Origin of the sequence: Phocaeicola intestinalis, from assembly GCF_014837065.1 — a bacterium.
Classification (GTDB): Bacteria; Bacteroidota; Bacteroidia; order Bacteroidales; family Bacteroidaceae; genus Phocaeicola; species Phocaeicola intestinalis.
The window spans coordinates 1-14,568 of the sequence record NZ_JACSPP010000047.1; the positions used below are offsets into that span (position 1 = coordinate 1).

Sequence of the window (14,568 nt, forward strand, 5' to 3'; positions counted from 1 at the left end):
TTAATCTTCAGGCTGCAAGATTATTAATCTTACAAGCGGAAGATTATTAATCTTACACCAGACGAAGCTATCTGCGTGAGAAAAGAAGAAAATAACAACAGCCTTTTAAATCATCTGAATATGATAAAATACAGTTTATACTTTGCGCGGTATAAGTGCCAGCATTACAGTCCTATGCCCGATTATTCCTCCGCAGAGAGCAACAACTGACAATCGACAATATCAAGCCAGCGACCGAACTTAAATCCGACCTCCTGAAAACGTGAGACCTGTACGAAACCCAGATGTTCGTGCAGGAGAAGACTGGGATGATTGTCGGCTGTAATACAAGCTATCAGCGAGTGAATGCCGGCTTGTCTGCAGTCGTCAATAAGACGGTTCATCAGGCGTGTGCCGATGCCTTTGCGCTCTTCACCCGGAGCAACATAAACCGTAGTTTCGAGGGTACGGGCATAGGCTGCCCTCTCTTTCCACAAATGGGCATAACAATATCCTGTGACTTGCCCGCCAGACTCTTCGACATAATAGGGATAACGGGAAGAGATGGAGAGAATGCGATTGCGTATTTCTTCCTCGCTTACAGGTTCCAGTTCGAAAGTAGAGGTAGTATGCTCGATATAATAATTATAAATGCCGGCTATGGCACGTGCATCTTGAAGGGTAACTTTTCTCATCTGTAGGTTATTGTTTATTGCTGATTATATACAGAAAGCGATAAATCTTCTCTTTTTCTATGCAAAGGTAGTGCTTTTTATTTATTTTTGTACAGAAAAGAGAATAATGCTTATGAAGACATTCCGGAACCTGATATTAGGGTTTATTTTACTTTCCGTGCTTTCATGCGGGAGAAAACAACAACCTGTATTGCCCCGACAGGAGATGGCAGAACGCCTGTTAATGGAAGCAGACAGCCTGATGCGTGCAGACTCGGCTTTCTGGTTGGCTGCTGTAAATCGTACTCATCCGGCCATATGCCGATACGACTCAGCAATCAGGAAGAAACTGGACAACGCAATGCTGATGTGTCCGGCACTGAAAAAGGTATATCTGACGAAATTGGTCTACCTGATGCGCAGCTGGAAACCAGACGAGATATTATTGCTTTTGCGGAAGATGGCAACCAATGTGCCCGACTCTATAGCTGCGGATATGTGGAGTTTGAAGGCTGTCCTGGAAGACAGGGCAGGCTTCCGCGACACGGCAAAGCATGATTTCCGGAAAGCAGATTCGATTTATGAACTGACATTGCGACATTATGCTAAAGAGCAGCGTGACACTATGCAATATTCGGCAATCCGTGTAATGAAAGCATTGAATCTTTCTTTGCTGTATGATAACTTCCAGCTTTTACAACACGAATTGGAATTATACAGACGGGTGTACGAAACGCCCTTGGATGGTTGGGAAGTTTTATATACGATAGAAAGCAAAGAACAGTACTACCGGTTTGTGTTTGGAAACTGAAAGCCTGTTTATACCATGCACGATATGAAATGGTGCATTCCGCGCAAAGTATACAGAGAATGCCTTGCGCGGAATGATATCTTTATCAGTATCCGAAGATTTCTTCGGTAGTCAGACGTTTGACAGGACCGATTTTCTCAAGTGATTTGATATCCAGTTCTTTTTCGTTCCCCAGAATGATGTAGCGGTAAGGTTTGCCTGCCATCGTTTCCTGTTCGAAACGGACTATGTCATCCATTGTGAGCGAAGGAACGGTATTGTAAATCTTTTCATTGATATCATAGTCGATGCCCTTGTCTGTGGCGTTGAGGTAAGCATTGATGATATTCATCTTGGTGGTACGCGCAGTAGCAAGACGTTTCAGAAGTGCCTGCTTGGCAAGGTCAAATGCCTTACCTGCTTGCGGTATTGTATCGATAATCTGATTGAATGTGCGTATGCAGTCCATCATCTTATCATTTTGCGAAATGATGAATGTCGTGGCATATTCAGGTTTATCCTTATAAGCAGGAGTAACATAGCTGGCTCCTGCGCTATAAGCCAGCCCGCGTGCTTCGCGTAATTCCTGGAATACGATTGTGTTCATGCCACCTCCGAAATATTCATTAAACAACGCGATGACAGGTTGCCGGTCAGCATTCCACGGATGGTTCTCGTTATGATATTGCATCATATAGATGTTTTTCGCATCGTATGGAGCAATGAAAACTTCGTTAGCCGGAGTCGGCTGCAATGTGTAAGGCTTTCCAACGGGAGCATCAGCAAGGGTTGCTGCGGTTTTATGATAGCGGTCAACGGATACAGTCACCTCGTCAAGATTCATCGGACCGTAATAAAGCACAGTATGTTTGTAGTTGCTGAGGTTTCGAATCAAGTCAACCAGTTCTTGCGGGTCGATTTGTTCAAACTCCTGTGCAGAAGGGATGTTACGTACCGAATTGTAGGCACCATATACACTGTATGCCTGAAGTGCACTGAAATTGTTCTGCTGGTCGAGTTTATTGTCGGCACGTCCTTTCATCTCCAGAGCCGCATACTGGGTAAATGCTGCTGTATCCACCTGTGCATGAGCGATGAAGTCTTCCATCAACGCCATGGCTTTTGTCATGTTTTCGGAAAGTCCACGCAAAGCGATGCTGCTTTTTTTAGAACCTATGCTGATATCGAAGTCACATGCCAGTTGATAAAATTTCTGTTTGAGTTGTTCGGCACTTAGCTTGTCGGTCCCCAGGTAATCCAGGTAATCGGCAGCATAAGGCAACCATTTGTTCCATTCTTCTCCACAATCGAAATAATAATTAAGTGAAAAACGTCCGTTTTCATTATTCTTCACATAGAGTACAGGCAAGCCATTAGACGTCATTCCTTTGGTCAGGTCTTTGTCGAAGTTGACAAATTTGGGCTGTATCGGTTCTGTTTCCGCATTTACAATCTCAGTCACGAATGCACTTTGCATATCCCGGTTGGTAGGAATGGGCGTGATTTGCGGTTTGTCTATTTTCTTGATAGTAGAATCGTTTCCGATACGTTTGTACACAGTTACATAATTGTCACGGAAATGACGGTTGGCAAAATCGATTATCTGTTGTTTGGTTATTTTCGAGATGCGATCCATTTTACCAGTCACATCACTCCATTTCTGGTGGTTGATAAATGCGTTGACAAACAGGTCAGCACGTCCTTCGTTGCTTTCAAGGGTAGTATAGAAAGAAAGTTTTTTATTGTTCACCACGGCTTGAATCAAGTCTTCATCGAAGTCGCCTTTCTTCAGCTTGCCGATTTCATCAAGGAGTAAAGCTTTTACTTCATCAAGCGATTGTCCTTCCTTGGGAAATCCGACTACGACAAAGCCTGAATACTCGGCAAGCGGAAGGGTAAAGGCACCTCCTCCCAGCCATTTCATCTGCTGGTCGAGATTGAGGTCCATCAATCCTGCCTTGCCATTACTGAGCATGTCAGCTATTACATCAAGAGTGTCGTTTTGAAACGAAGCAGCCTTATCAAACTTCCATGCCATATAGACGCGTTCGGCTTCTTGTCCTACAACTGTTGTATCTTTCGGCATAGTGCGGTCGGGTATCGGGGCATACTGGGGTTGAGAAAGGGACGGATTAGGCTGCCAAGTACCGAAATATTTATCAAGAGTAGCGATTACCTGATCGGGGTCGAAGTCTCCCGCCATACAGATAGCTACGTTATTGGGCACATAGTAACGGCGGAAATAGTTCTTGATGTTTGTGATTGAAGGATTTTTCAGATGCTCTTGTGTACCGATAGTGGTTTGCGTCCCATAAGGATGCCCCGGAAAGAGCAGGGCCATCAGTGCATTGAACAATTTATCCGTGTCACTTCCCAAACCTATGTTATACTCTTCGTATACAGCTTCCAGCTCTGTATGAAATCCACGGATAACCATATTCTGGAAACGGTCTGCCTGAATACGCGCCCAGTTTTCCACTTCATTTGCCGGAATGTCTTCTATGTAACAAGTCACATCGTTGCTGGTATAGGCATTAGTCCCCACGGCTCCAATGGCAGACATCAGCTTATCATATTCGTTGGGAATAAAGTACCGGGCTGCAAGTTGTGAGATACTGTCTATCTCGTGGTAATATGCACGGCGCTGGTCCGGGTCTTTCAAGGTTCGGTATACTTCGAAATGTTTTTCTATAGCATCAAGAAGAGGAGCTTCTTTATCTATGTCAGAAGTGCCGAATTGGCGGGTTCCCTTGAACATCAGATGTTCCAGGTAATGGGCAAGTCCCGTGGTTTCAGGCGGATCATTCCGGCTTCCTGTACGTACGGCAATGTAGGTTTGAATACGTGGTTTCTCGTCGTTGACCGACAGATAGACTTTCAGCCCGTTGTCCAAAGTATAGATACGGGCATTCATCAGATCGCCTTCCACAGTCTGATACTGGTATTCCTTTGCCATAATAGGCAGCCCGAAGGCAAGCAGGAATACCCCAAGCACTGATTTGAATTTGTTCATACTTAAATAGATTTAATAGTTCTGTTTGCTTTGATTTTAAAAAACTGTTTCAGATTTCTTCAAAATAGTTTCTAAATGTTTCTGCTGTCCACTCCCCACATCATCTTTTCCCGAAGTGTGTTGAAAAATGAATGATGACACCGTTTGACAATGCGTACGAAATAGTCGGCACGACGAATACGCAAACGGGTGCCCTCACGACAAGTTTCACTCCGTCCGTCTACCGAAATAAGGAAGTTATGGTTCCGGCTTTCCACATCGAGTATGATTTCCCACTCGTCACGTATCACAATGGGGCGGATATTCAAACTATGCGGAGCTACGGCTGTAAGACTGATGGTACCGCTTTGTGGAACAAGAATAGGGCCTCCCACGCTGAGAGAATATCCGGTAGAGCCGGTAGGAGTAGCTACGACCAGCCCATCTGCCTGATAGGTACATAACAGTTCATTATTGATATAAGCGTGTATGGTAATCATTGACGAACTGTCTTGTTTAAGTACGGCAATTTCGTTTAAGCCGAAAGGATACCCTTTCAGGACATAATTGTCAGTATGGAGCTGCAATACTCTTCGTGGTTCGGCAAGGTATTTCCCTGCATAGATTTCATCGAAGGCTTCCTCCATCTGGTCGGGTGATACATCGGCAAGAAACCCCAGCCTTCCGGTGTTGATTCCCAAAATAGGGATTTCTTTTTTACCTACCCGGCTTGCCGCACGCAGAAAAGTCCCATCACCTCCGATACTAAGCACCATATCGGCATTGAAATCATTTCCTTGAAATACCTGCAGGCCTTTCAGATTGGCTTTTGTATGTTGCTTGAGAAAATCGAAAAAGTCATTACTGATGCATATTTCGGCTTTTTTGTTCCGTAAAATGTCGAGCAGGTGTGTGACATGTGCCGATTTATGCTCTTGGTATGTATTCCCGAAAAGGGCGAATCTAAGAGTCCGTTGCATATCTTGTAGCTTTTTATCAATCTTTATTCAGTAAAGTAAGCAGGTTGTCCGTATTTTCTGCTAACTTTGCACTTTGTTGACGCAAAGATAGAAAAATAAATTGAAAACAATTAATATTATGGTAACTATGACATTGTTGGCGGCGGCACAAGCCGTTGCAGACACATTGGCGGGAGCGAATCCGGTACTTACCCCAGTTGCATCGGGAGAACCGGAAATGAATTTATGGGATATGGCCTGCAAAGGCGGATGGATAATGATTGTATTGGCAGTGATGTCGGTAATAGCCTTCTATGTATTTTTCGAGCGGGCTTTTGCTATCCGAAAGGCATCAAAAGACGACCCATTGTTTATGGACCGTATCCGGGATTATATCAAAACCGGTGAAATAAAATCTGCAATCAACTATTGCCGGATGGTAAACACACCTTCGGCACGGATGATAGAAAAAGGTATTACGCGCATGGGACGTCCGGTTTCGGATGTACAGGCAGCTATCGAAAATACAGGCAACATCGAAGTAGCCAAACTGGAAAATGGCCTGGCGATTATTGCTACCGTGTCGAGTGGGGCTCCGATGTTAGGCTTTTTAGGAACAGTAACAGGTATGGTACGTGCATTCTGGAATATGGCTAATGCTGGTAATAACATTGATATCACTCTGCTGTCAGGCGGTATCTACGAAGCAATGATTACTACAGTAGGAGGTCTGATTGTGGGTATTGCAGCGATGTTTGCCTACAATCATTTGGTCTATCGGGTAGACAAAGTGGTCAGTCAGATGGAAGCCCGCACGATGGCCTTTATGGATCTATTGAACGAACCCGACGAAAACCGATAGGCTTATGGCACTGAAAAGAAGACAGAAAATATCACCCAGCTTCAGTATGTCATCCATGACCGACCTTATCTTCCTGTTGCTGATATTTTTTATGATTACTTCTACGATGGTATCACCCAATGCTATTAAGGTCTTGTTGCCTCAAGGATCTGAGCAGACTTCGGCAAAACCGATGGTACGGGTGATTATCGACAAGAATCTGAATTATTACGGAGCATTCGGCAATGATGACGAAATGCCTTTATCACTTGATGAGGTACCTTCGTTTTTGCAAGAATGTGCTTCTAAAGAACCGGATATGTATGTGGCTTTGTATGCCGATGAATCAATCCCTTACCGTGAAATTGTACGGGTATTGAACATTGCTAATGAAAATCATTACAAAATGGTGCTCGCTACACGGAGACCAGATAAAGAATGAATTACAGGAAACAAGGCGACAAGGTGACAAGGCAACATGGTGACAAGGTTTGAACGGCTTTACTAAGGTATTTAAGACTTTGCCAACCCGTCAACTTGTTAACTTGTCAACTCGTCAAACTTGTCAACTTAAAACAACAGAATCGTGAAACGAAGCAAGTTAATCGGACTTATAGGAACAGTGGTGTTGCACGTGGCAATCCTTGTATTCTTGTACCTGTACGTGCTGACGCTTCCTCCCAAACAAGAAGAGGGAGGAGTGCCCGTTATGCTGGGCAATACTGAGACAGGAGAAGGAGATGCCGACCCTTATACCCTGACAGAGGTAGACTTGTTGCCGCAGCCCGAAACAGCAGAACAGGAAGCATCTTTACCTGATGGTGGAGATGACTCTCCGTTGATAACCCAAGCCGATGAGCCTTCCTTGCAAGTGAAAAAGGAAGAGCCCCGTCAGGAGCAGAAACAAAAAGAAACATCTGACGTAAAACCAAAAAAAACTACAGAACATCCAAAGCCGAAAGAAAAAACCGAAGCAGAGAAGCGTGCCGAAGCAGAACGCGCTGCGGCACAGGCGGCTTCCAGTAAAGTGGCCGGAGCTTTCGGAAAAGGCTCCAAGATGGGAAGTACCGGCAATGGTAGTGGTGAAGGAATGCAAGGAAGCCCTACAGGGAATGGAAAAGAAGGAAAGACTTCGGGCGTAGGTGCCTCAGGAGTATTCGATTTAAACGGCCGGTCACTGGGGACTGAAGGATTGCCTTTACCGGCTTACAATGTACAGGACGAAGGACGTGTAGTGGTTACAATAGTCGTTAACCCAGCAGGAAAGGTTATCAGTACACAAATCAACAAGCGTACCAATACTGTAAATCCTACTTTACGCCGTGCCGCGGAAGAAGCTGCACGACGGGCACAATTCAACCGGGTAGACGGTGTAAATAATCAGTCAGGAACAATAACTTATTACTTTAAATTGAAATAAGCGTATGAAATCGATTTGTATTTTTTTAGCTGAGGGCTTTGAAGAAGTGGAAGCTCTTTTCCCGCTCGATATTTTGCGTCGTGGCGGTCTGAATGTAAAAACCGTATCTATAATGAGAGAACCGACAGTAAAAGGTGCCCATGGTGTACCTGTAGTTGCCGATTGCCTGATAGAAGATTTGAAAGAAGAAGATATTGAGATGATTGTATTGCCGGGAGGACTTCCTGGTGCCACTAACCTTGATGCACATGCAGGAATAGACAAACTGGTCCGTAATTTTGCTACAGCCAGCAAACCACTGGCAGCTATTTGTGCAGCTCCGATGGTATACGGAAACCGAGGCTTACTGAAAGGGAAAAAGGCAACTTGTTATCCGGGCTTCGACAAATACCTGGACGGTGCTGAGTATACCGGCAATATGGTAGAAATCGCCGACAACTTCATTTTGGGAAAAGGCCCTGCCGCTGCATCAGCTTTCGGATTTGCCATTCTTGAAAAAATGGCCGGAGCAGCCAAAGTGGCAGAAGTAAAAAATGGAATGCTTTTCGCTGAATGAAAAAATACATAATAATTGTTGCCGGAGGAAAAGGTTTGCGCATGGGAGGAGAAATCCCCAAACAATTTCTTCCTATTAAAGGGAAGCCTGTATTGATGCGTACGCTGGAAACCTTTTCCATCTGCGATGAGACTATCGAACGGATTGTAGTGCTTCCGGTAGACCAACAGGACTACTGGAAGCATTTGTGTAAAATCTATGGATTTACACTTTCTCATCGTATTGCCAATGGCGGAGAAACCCGTTTCCATTCAGTTAAAAACGGGTTGGCACTGGTAGAAGATAATGCATTGGTCGGTGTACACGACGGAGTACGCCCTTTTGTGTCATCCAAGGTCATATCGGAGTGTTACCGTATGGCAGAAGTATCAGGAGCAGCAATACCTGTAACCGATGTTGTAGAAACACTGCGTCAGGTTACAGAAAATGGAAATAGCCAGACAGTTCCACGCAACTGCTATAAGCTGGTTCAGACCCCTCAGGTTTTTCTTTCTTCGTTATTGAAACAAGCTTATTCCCAACCTTACACATCGTGTTTCACGGATGATGCTTCGGTGGTAGAAGCTTGGGGACATCGGGTAGAACTGGTGGAAGGAAACCGGGAAAACGTTAAGCTGACAACTCCGTTTGACCTGAAACTGGCAGAAATGATATTAAGTTGACAAGATTTTATACAATGTACGGTCGGATTTATGCATTTTCATGACACATTGCATAGATCTTTGTCAACGTGCAGACTTGTGACCTAAAAATGAAAGAATATGCTTGATTTGTCTACGCGTGATATCAAGTTCTTGCAAGGGGTGGGTCCCCAGCGGGCAACTTTGTTGAATAAGGAGTTGAATATCTGTTCCTTTAAAGACTTATTGTATTATTTCCCGTACAAATACGTAGACCGCAGCCGTTTGTATTACATTCACGAGATAGACGGAAACATGCCCTATATCCAGTTGCGTGGACAAATCTTGAGTTTCGAAATCTTAGGTGAAGGAAGGCAACGACGTCTGGTCGGACATTTTTCCGACGGTACAGGTGTCGTAGATTTGATATGGTTTCAAGGTCTGAAATATGTTGAAGGCAAATACAAAGCACGCGAGCCTTACATCGTGTTCGGCAAACCAACCGTATTCAACGGGCGCGTTAATATCGCTCATCCCGACATCGACCCTGCCGATGAGTTAACTTTATCCACAATGGGACTTCAGCCATATTACAATACGACCGAAAAGATGAAACGGAGCAACCTTAATTCGCATGCGATAGAAAAGTTGATGAAAAACCTGTTTGCCGTACTTCGGCATGAGGAATTTGAAGAAACCTTGAGCTCTCGGCTGATAGAACAACACCGTCTGATGCCGTTGACAGAAGCTTTGCACAACATTCATTTTCCGCAAAATCCAGAATTGCTCCGCCGGGCACAATATCGTTTGAAATTCGAAGAGCTCTTTTATGTACAACTGAATATCTTACGCTATACGCAAGAACGACGAAACAAATTCCGTGGACTGATATTCGGCAAAGTAGGTGATATCTTCAACACCTTTTATGCCCAAAATCTTCCATTTCAACTTACTGGTGCACAAAAGCGGGTCATTAAGGAAATGCGCCGCGACATGAAAAGCGGCAGACAGATGAACCGTCTGCTTCAAGGTGATGTGGGAAGCGGGAAAACCTTAGTGGCACTGATGATAATGTTGATAGCCCTTGATAACGGTTATCAGGCATGCATGATGGCACCTACTGAAATTCTTGCCAACCAACACTATGAAACCATTACCCGTTTTCTGCAAGGAATGTCCGTCCGGGTAGAATTACTCACGGGAAATGTAAAAGGGAAACGCAGGGAAACGATTTTACGCGATTTAGTGACAGGCGACATACAGATACTTATCGGTACACACGCTGTAATAGAAGACACAGTAAACTTTTCTTCATTAGGGCTGATAGTCATTGACGAACAGCATCGCTTCGGAGTAGCACAGCGCGCCAAGTTGTGGCGAAAGAACCTGTGCCCGCCTCATGTACTGGTAATGACCGCTACTCCGATACCCCGTACACTTGCCATGACCCTTTATGGTGACCTTGACGTATCGGTCATCGATGAACTGCCTCCCGGTCGCAAACCCATACAGACTATTCACCAGTTCGATAACCGGCGGGCTTCGATGTATACTTTCATCCGCAAGCAATTGCAGGAAGGCAGACAGGCATATATCGTTTATCCCTTGATTCAGGAAAGTGAAAAAATGGACATCAAGAATTTGGAAGATGGCTACCTCCACGTGTGTGAAGCATTTCCCGAATATAAGGTAAGCAAAGTACACGGTAAAATGAAAGTAGCAGAAAAGGAGGAAGAAATGCAACGTTTTGTAAATCACGAAACGCATATTCTGGTAGCAACGACGGTTATCGAAGTAGGTGTAAACGTTCCGAATGCTTCGGTAATGGTCATCGAAAATGCCGAACGTTTCGGTTTATCCCAATTACATCAGTTAAGAGGACGGGTAGGACGTGGTGCCGACCAATCATATTGCATCCTGGTAACCGGTTATAAACTGACAGAAGATACCCGAAAACGTATCCAGATAATGGTGGATACGAATGATGGTTTCGAGATAGCAGAAGCCGACCTGAAGTTGCGGGGACCAGGCGATTTGGAAGGGACACAGCAAAGTGGAGTAGCATTCGATTTAAAAATAGCCGATATTGCCCGAGACGGCCAACTCCTTCAGTATGTACGCGAAGTGGCAGGACACCTGCTTGAAGAAGACCCGCAAGGCATACACCCTGAAAACGCTATCGTATGGCAACACCTGAAAGAACTCCGGAGTAAAAATGTAAACTGGTCGGTAATTTCATAATAAAAGTGTCCGGGACCGACAGCTTTTCGGGCCGATTTACCTGTTATTCCCAAATTCTAAAAAAACCCGTAAAAGCCCTGCCACAAAATTATGCTTGTTATGATGAATAATGTGTAAAGCAGGCTGAACAGAAAGCCAGGGAGTCAGGTGACAGTGAAGAGTACATTCAATGTCTGTTTCATCACCTCCGGAAAAGAGAAGACGATTGAACACAATACCGGCAGTCATATCGTTTCGGGCAATGCGGTTCATCACCAGTCCGCCTCCCCAATATCCATTACAGGGAACGTAACGCCGGGTCATAGCTGCCCCTTGTCCTAACAGGACCAATTGCGATTTGCCCACCATCAGCAAAGGCTGCTCCAGCAAAGCCCAGAAACCAGTTTCCCGCTCGTGCACGCTTCTGTCTTCAGAAGGTGTTTTCCCATATACATACCCTATTGTATAGTTTGCAGCCTGCTCGCCTTTCGAAGGTATTTCGTATGAAATGCTTCCCATGGTAAATATACCATCGCCAGACGGACAAAAACGGAACTGACGGTCGAAATCATCACTCGCCACACCATTATAAACACTCGCTTTCAACGTTAACCGACTGACAGGAAGATACTCCAGATGAACACCCATAGCTCCTAACGGAAATGTAGCAAGCGGATAATTCAATGAAAGAATGGGATAATCTGCATCTGCAGCTCCTGTAAACAAACCGGTAGCAGGTGTAATGAAATAATCGGCATCAACGTTACGTAAACCTATAGAGACAAAAAAGCATTCGCCAAAGGACTGACGCAGAGAAGCCTGCATCAAACGAAAAGGACGGTTCTCATCGGTATAGATATTCGACAAACCTAAGTTATCATCATCTACAGCACCGCCTGTTTGCCAAGTTGCAATTGCCATACTTTCGAATGAGGCACCTTTCCAAAGTCCGACATCCACTCCCACTTCCAAATAATTCACCCATGACGTGTTTCCACTCGTCATATTCCATTCACCTTCAGTCATGGCAGTCAAATTCCAACCGACACGAGAAGAAACCGGTGTTTGAGCCCGGACACCAATCACACACAAGCAGGCTGCCAGCCCACATAAGAATCGATACATAGGTTCTTTTTTAAAGTTGATCAACTATTATCCCCTGTAGAATAACACCAATCGACACATTTTGTTCAATGAATTCCTCATATTTTCAAAAAACAGAGATAATCTTCTTTCCGATATCTGTACTACGCTGTAATAACTCCTTATTGCCAATCAATACGGAATTCATATTTTGTTTTTTCTTGCGGTGCAAAGATAATGAATTTATTCGTATTTTTGCAACATCATGATAGATCAAGCCACCATAGACAAAATAATGGATGCCGCCCAAATAGTAGACGTGGTATCTGAATTCGTCACACTCCGGCGCCGGGGAGTGAACTACATCGGACTGTGTCCTTTCCACAACGAAAAGACACCATCGTTCAGCGTATCGCCCAGCAAAGGAGTATGCAAATGCTTCAGCTGCGGAAAAGGAGGAAATGTGGTGCATTTCATCATGGAACATGAACAACTCTCCTATTACGAAGCATTGAAATGGCTGGCAAAAAAATACAATATCGAAATCAAAGAACGTGAGCTGACTGACGAAGAAAAACAGGCACACAGCTTACGCGAAAGTTTATTTGTAGTCAACCAGTTTGCTTCCGAATACTTTCAAGACATTTTATATAATAACATTGACGGGCAGCGCATCGGCATGACCTACCTGCGAGGACGTGGATTCCGTGATGACATCATCAAGAAATTCCAACTTGGCTATAGCACCGACAACCGGGATGCGCTGGCACGTGCTGCACTGCAAAAAGGATACAAGGAAGACTTCCTGGTAAAAACCGGACTGTGTTACCGCAAGGAAGACGGTACCTTACGCGACCGCTTTTGGGGACGTGTCATTTTCCCTGTACATACGATTTCCGGAAAAATCGTAGCTTTTGGCGGACGCGTACTCAGCGCCGCCACCAAAAATGTACAGATGAAATATGTCAACTCGCCTGAGTCAGAAATTTATCACAAAAGCAAAGAACTGTACGGCATCTTTTTTGCCAAGCAGGCTATCGTGCGCCAAGACCGCTGTTTCCTGGTAGAAGGCTATACCGATGTTATTTCCATGCATCAAAGCGGCATTGAAAATGTGGTAGCCTCATCGGGCACGGCACTTACATCCGACCAAATCCGATTGATTCACCGTTTTACGAACAACATTACTGTCCTTTATGACGGTGACGGAGCCGGCATAAAGGCTAGTATCAGAGGTATTGACATGCTGCTGGAGGAAGGGATGAATATCAAAGTATGTTTGTTGCCGGACGGAGATGACCCTGATAGTTTTGCACGCAAGCACAATGCTACCGACTATCAAGCATACATTAACGACCATGAAGTAGACTTCATCCGTTTCAAGACCAACCTACTGCTGGAAGAAGCCGGAAAAGACCCTATCAAGCGCGCTGCATTGATTTCAAGCATTGTAAAAAGCATTTCGGTCATTCCCGATGCGATTGTACGTTCTGTATATATCCGCGAATGCAGCCAATTGCTGCAGATGGAAGAAAAGATACTTATCGAAGCCACTTCAAAACTGATAGAACAGGCACGCGAAACAAAATTCAAGGAACAACAACGTAAAAAGGAGCGCGAACAGCGGATGACTGAAACTCCTGCGGTTCAGCCTTCTGTTCCTGATACACCGACAAACGAACCACAGGCAACAGATACAACTCCTGACCTAAACAACAGTACCCCTCTTCCACCCGAACCAACTCCCGCAAATACGTACACTTCGTACATTCCGGCAGAAGGCAATGAGCAAAAAGTATTCTATGCCAAAGAAGAAGACCTGGTACGGATGCTTATCCGCTATGGCGAAAAAACAATGTGCTATATAGAAAACAATGAAGGTGAACAAGTTCCTTATACGGTCATTGAATGCATTGCGACAGGATTGAAGGAAGACGAACTGCAATTCCATGACCCCATACACCGGCAGATTTTACAAGAATGTGAAGCACACCAACACGACCCTAACTTCATAGCCGAGCGACATTTTATCGCCCATCCTGACCCGAATGTCAGCAAATTGGCGGCAGACTTGGTGAACGACCGTTATCAATTGAGCAAATACCACTCGAAAGGACAAAAAATCGTAACGGATGAAGAACGTCTCTACGAATTGATACCCCGTTTGTTGCTTGACTTCAAGCTTTCCATTATAGAAGAAGAAATGAAAAATACCCTGCAGGCACTGACCGATCCCATCGTAGCCCAGGATTCGCAACGTTGCATGGAAATCATGAAACACTATAAGGAACTGCAAGAAACTCAAAGCATAATGGCGCAACAGGCAGGCGACCGTGTAGTGCTGAAATTATAAACTTAAAGCAGCATTCATAAAAAAAGATATCCTCATGTGCCAATTTATAAACTCTAATGACGTATTCGCAAATCCGGACAA

Annotated in this window: 12 protein-coding genes; 8 read left to right on the forward strand and 4 right to left on the reverse strand. The window is 44.6% G+C overall.

Translation table 11 applies throughout. The features are described from left to right. Positions 1-182: 182 nt before the first annotated feature. A complete protein-coding gene (locus H9625_RS12815; protein ID WP_022041316.1) occupies positions 183-674 on the reverse strand; it encodes a GNAT family N-acetyltransferase in 492 nt (163 codons plus the stop codon). A 112-nt stretch (positions 675-786) separates the two neighbouring features. On the opposite strand from H9625_RS12815, the gene H9625_RS12820 reads away from it, so the two are divergent. Beyond that, complete coding sequence (locus tag H9625_RS12820; protein WP_191764683.1) at positions 787-1,464, forward strand: hypothetical protein; 678 nt, start codon at positions 787-789, stop codon at positions 1,462-1,464. A gap of 85 nt (positions 1,465-1,549) precedes the next feature. Here H9625_RS12820 and H9625_RS12825 read toward each other — a convergent pair whose 3' ends face one another. Beyond that, positions 1,550-4,456, reverse strand: coding sequence for a M16 family metallopeptidase (locus H9625_RS12825; protein ID WP_191764685.1), 2,907 nt, complete (start codon positions 4,454-4,456; stop codon positions 1,550-1,552). 71 nt (positions 4,457-4,527) lie between these two features. Further along, entirely contained in the window at positions 4,528-5,415 is an 888-nt protein-coding gene (locus tag H9625_RS12830; RefSeq protein WP_022041313.1) for an NAD kinase, read from the reverse strand. A gap of 118 nt (positions 5,416-5,533) precedes the next feature. Here H9625_RS12830 and H9625_RS12835 point away from each other — a divergent pair, with 118 nt between their 5' ends. The 6 genes from H9625_RS12835 to recG all read left to right on the forward strand — a co-directional run bounded on the left by H9625_RS12835 (position 5,534) and on the right by recG (position 11,072). Then, entirely contained in the window at positions 5,534-6,256 is a 723-nt protein-coding gene (locus H9625_RS12835; protein WP_022041312.1) for a MotA/TolQ/ExbB proton channel family protein, read from the forward strand. A gap of 4 nt (positions 6,257-6,260) precedes the next feature. Beyond that, positions 6,261-6,677 (forward strand): ExbD/TolR family protein, encoded by a 417-nt coding sequence (locus tag H9625_RS12840; protein ID WP_087207249.1) that lies wholly within the window; start codon positions 6,261-6,263, stop codon positions 6,675-6,677. A gap of 144 nt (positions 6,678-6,821) precedes the next feature. Next, complete coding sequence (locus H9625_RS12845; protein ID WP_022041310.1) at positions 6,822-7,655, forward strand: cell envelope integrity protein TolA; 834 nt, start codon at positions 6,822-6,824, stop codon at positions 7,653-7,655. Positions 7,656-7,659: 4 nt separating this feature from the next. Continuing rightward, complete coding sequence (locus tag H9625_RS12850; RefSeq protein WP_191764687.1) at positions 7,660-8,211, forward strand: DJ-1 family glyoxalase III; 552 nt, start codon at positions 7,660-7,662, stop codon at positions 8,209-8,211. Beyond that, a complete protein-coding gene (locus tag H9625_RS12855) occupies positions 8,208-8,873 on the forward strand; it encodes a 2-C-methyl-D-erythritol 4-phosphate cytidylyltransferase (RefSeq protein WP_191764689.1) in 666 nt (221 codons plus the stop codon). The genes H9625_RS12850 and H9625_RS12855 overlap by 4 nt, the downstream gene beginning before the upstream one ends. Positions 8,874-8,972: 99 nt before the next feature. Next, entirely contained in the window at positions 8,973-11,072 is a 2,100-nt protein-coding gene (gene recG / locus H9625_RS12860) for an ATP-dependent DNA helicase RecG (protein ID WP_022041307.1), read from the forward strand. Between the two features lie 36 nt (positions 11,073-11,108). Here the strand turns inward: recG and H9625_RS12865 are convergent, their stop codons facing one another. Then, on the reverse strand, positions 11,109-12,176 hold the full coding sequence (locus H9625_RS12865; RefSeq protein WP_191764691.1) for a carbohydrate porin: 1,068 nt from the start codon (positions 12,174-12,176) through the stop codon (positions 11,109-11,111). Positions 12,177-12,399: 223 nt separating this feature from the next. On the opposite strand from H9625_RS12865, the gene dnaG reads away from it, so the two are divergent. Further along, positions 12,400-14,487 (forward strand): DNA primase, encoded by a 2,088-nt coding sequence (dnaG, locus tag H9625_RS12870; protein WP_087207241.1) that lies wholly within the window; start codon positions 12,400-12,402, stop codon positions 14,485-14,487. The last annotated feature ends 81 nt before the right edge of the window (positions 14,488-14,568 follow it).

Coding starts and splice junctions, on each gene's coding strand:
- H9625_RS12815 (WP_022041316.1), bottom strand. CDS start 674: ATGAGAAAAGTTACCCTTCAAGATGCACGTGCCATAGCCGGCATTTAT.
- H9625_RS12820 (WP_191764683.1), top strand. CDS start 787: ATGAAGACATTCCGGAACCTGATATTAGGGTTTATTTTACTTTCCGTG.
- H9625_RS12825 (WP_191764685.1), bottom strand. CDS start 4,456: ATGAACAAATTCAAATCAGTGCTTGGGGTATTCCTGCTTGCCTTCGGG.
- H9625_RS12830 (WP_022041313.1), bottom strand. CDS start 5,415: ATGCAACGGACTCTTAGATTCGCCCTTTTCGGGAATACATACCAAGAG.
- H9625_RS12835 (WP_022041312.1), top strand. CDS start 5,534: ATGGTAACTATGACATTGTTGGCGGCGGCACAAGCCGTTGCAGACACA.
- H9625_RS12840 (WP_087207249.1), top strand. CDS start 6,261: ATGGCACTGAAAAGAAGACAGAAAATATCACCCAGCTTCAGTATGTCA.
- H9625_RS12850 (WP_191764687.1), top strand. CDS start 7,660: ATGAAATCGATTTGTATTTTTTTAGCTGAGGGCTTTGAAGAAGTGGAA.
- H9625_RS12855 (WP_191764689.1), top strand. CDS start 8,208: ATGAAAAAATACATAATAATTGTTGCCGGAGGAAAAGGTTTGCGCATG.
- recG (WP_022041307.1), top strand. CDS start 8,973: ATGCTTGATTTGTCTACGCGTGATATCAAGTTCTTGCAAGGGGTGGGT.
- H9625_RS12865 (WP_191764691.1), bottom strand. CDS start 12,176: ATGTATCGATTCTTATGTGGGCTGGCAGCCTGCTTGTGTGTGATTGGT.
- dnaG (WP_087207241.1), top strand. CDS start 12,400: ATGATAGATCAAGCCACCATAGACAAAATAATGGATGCCGCCCAAATA.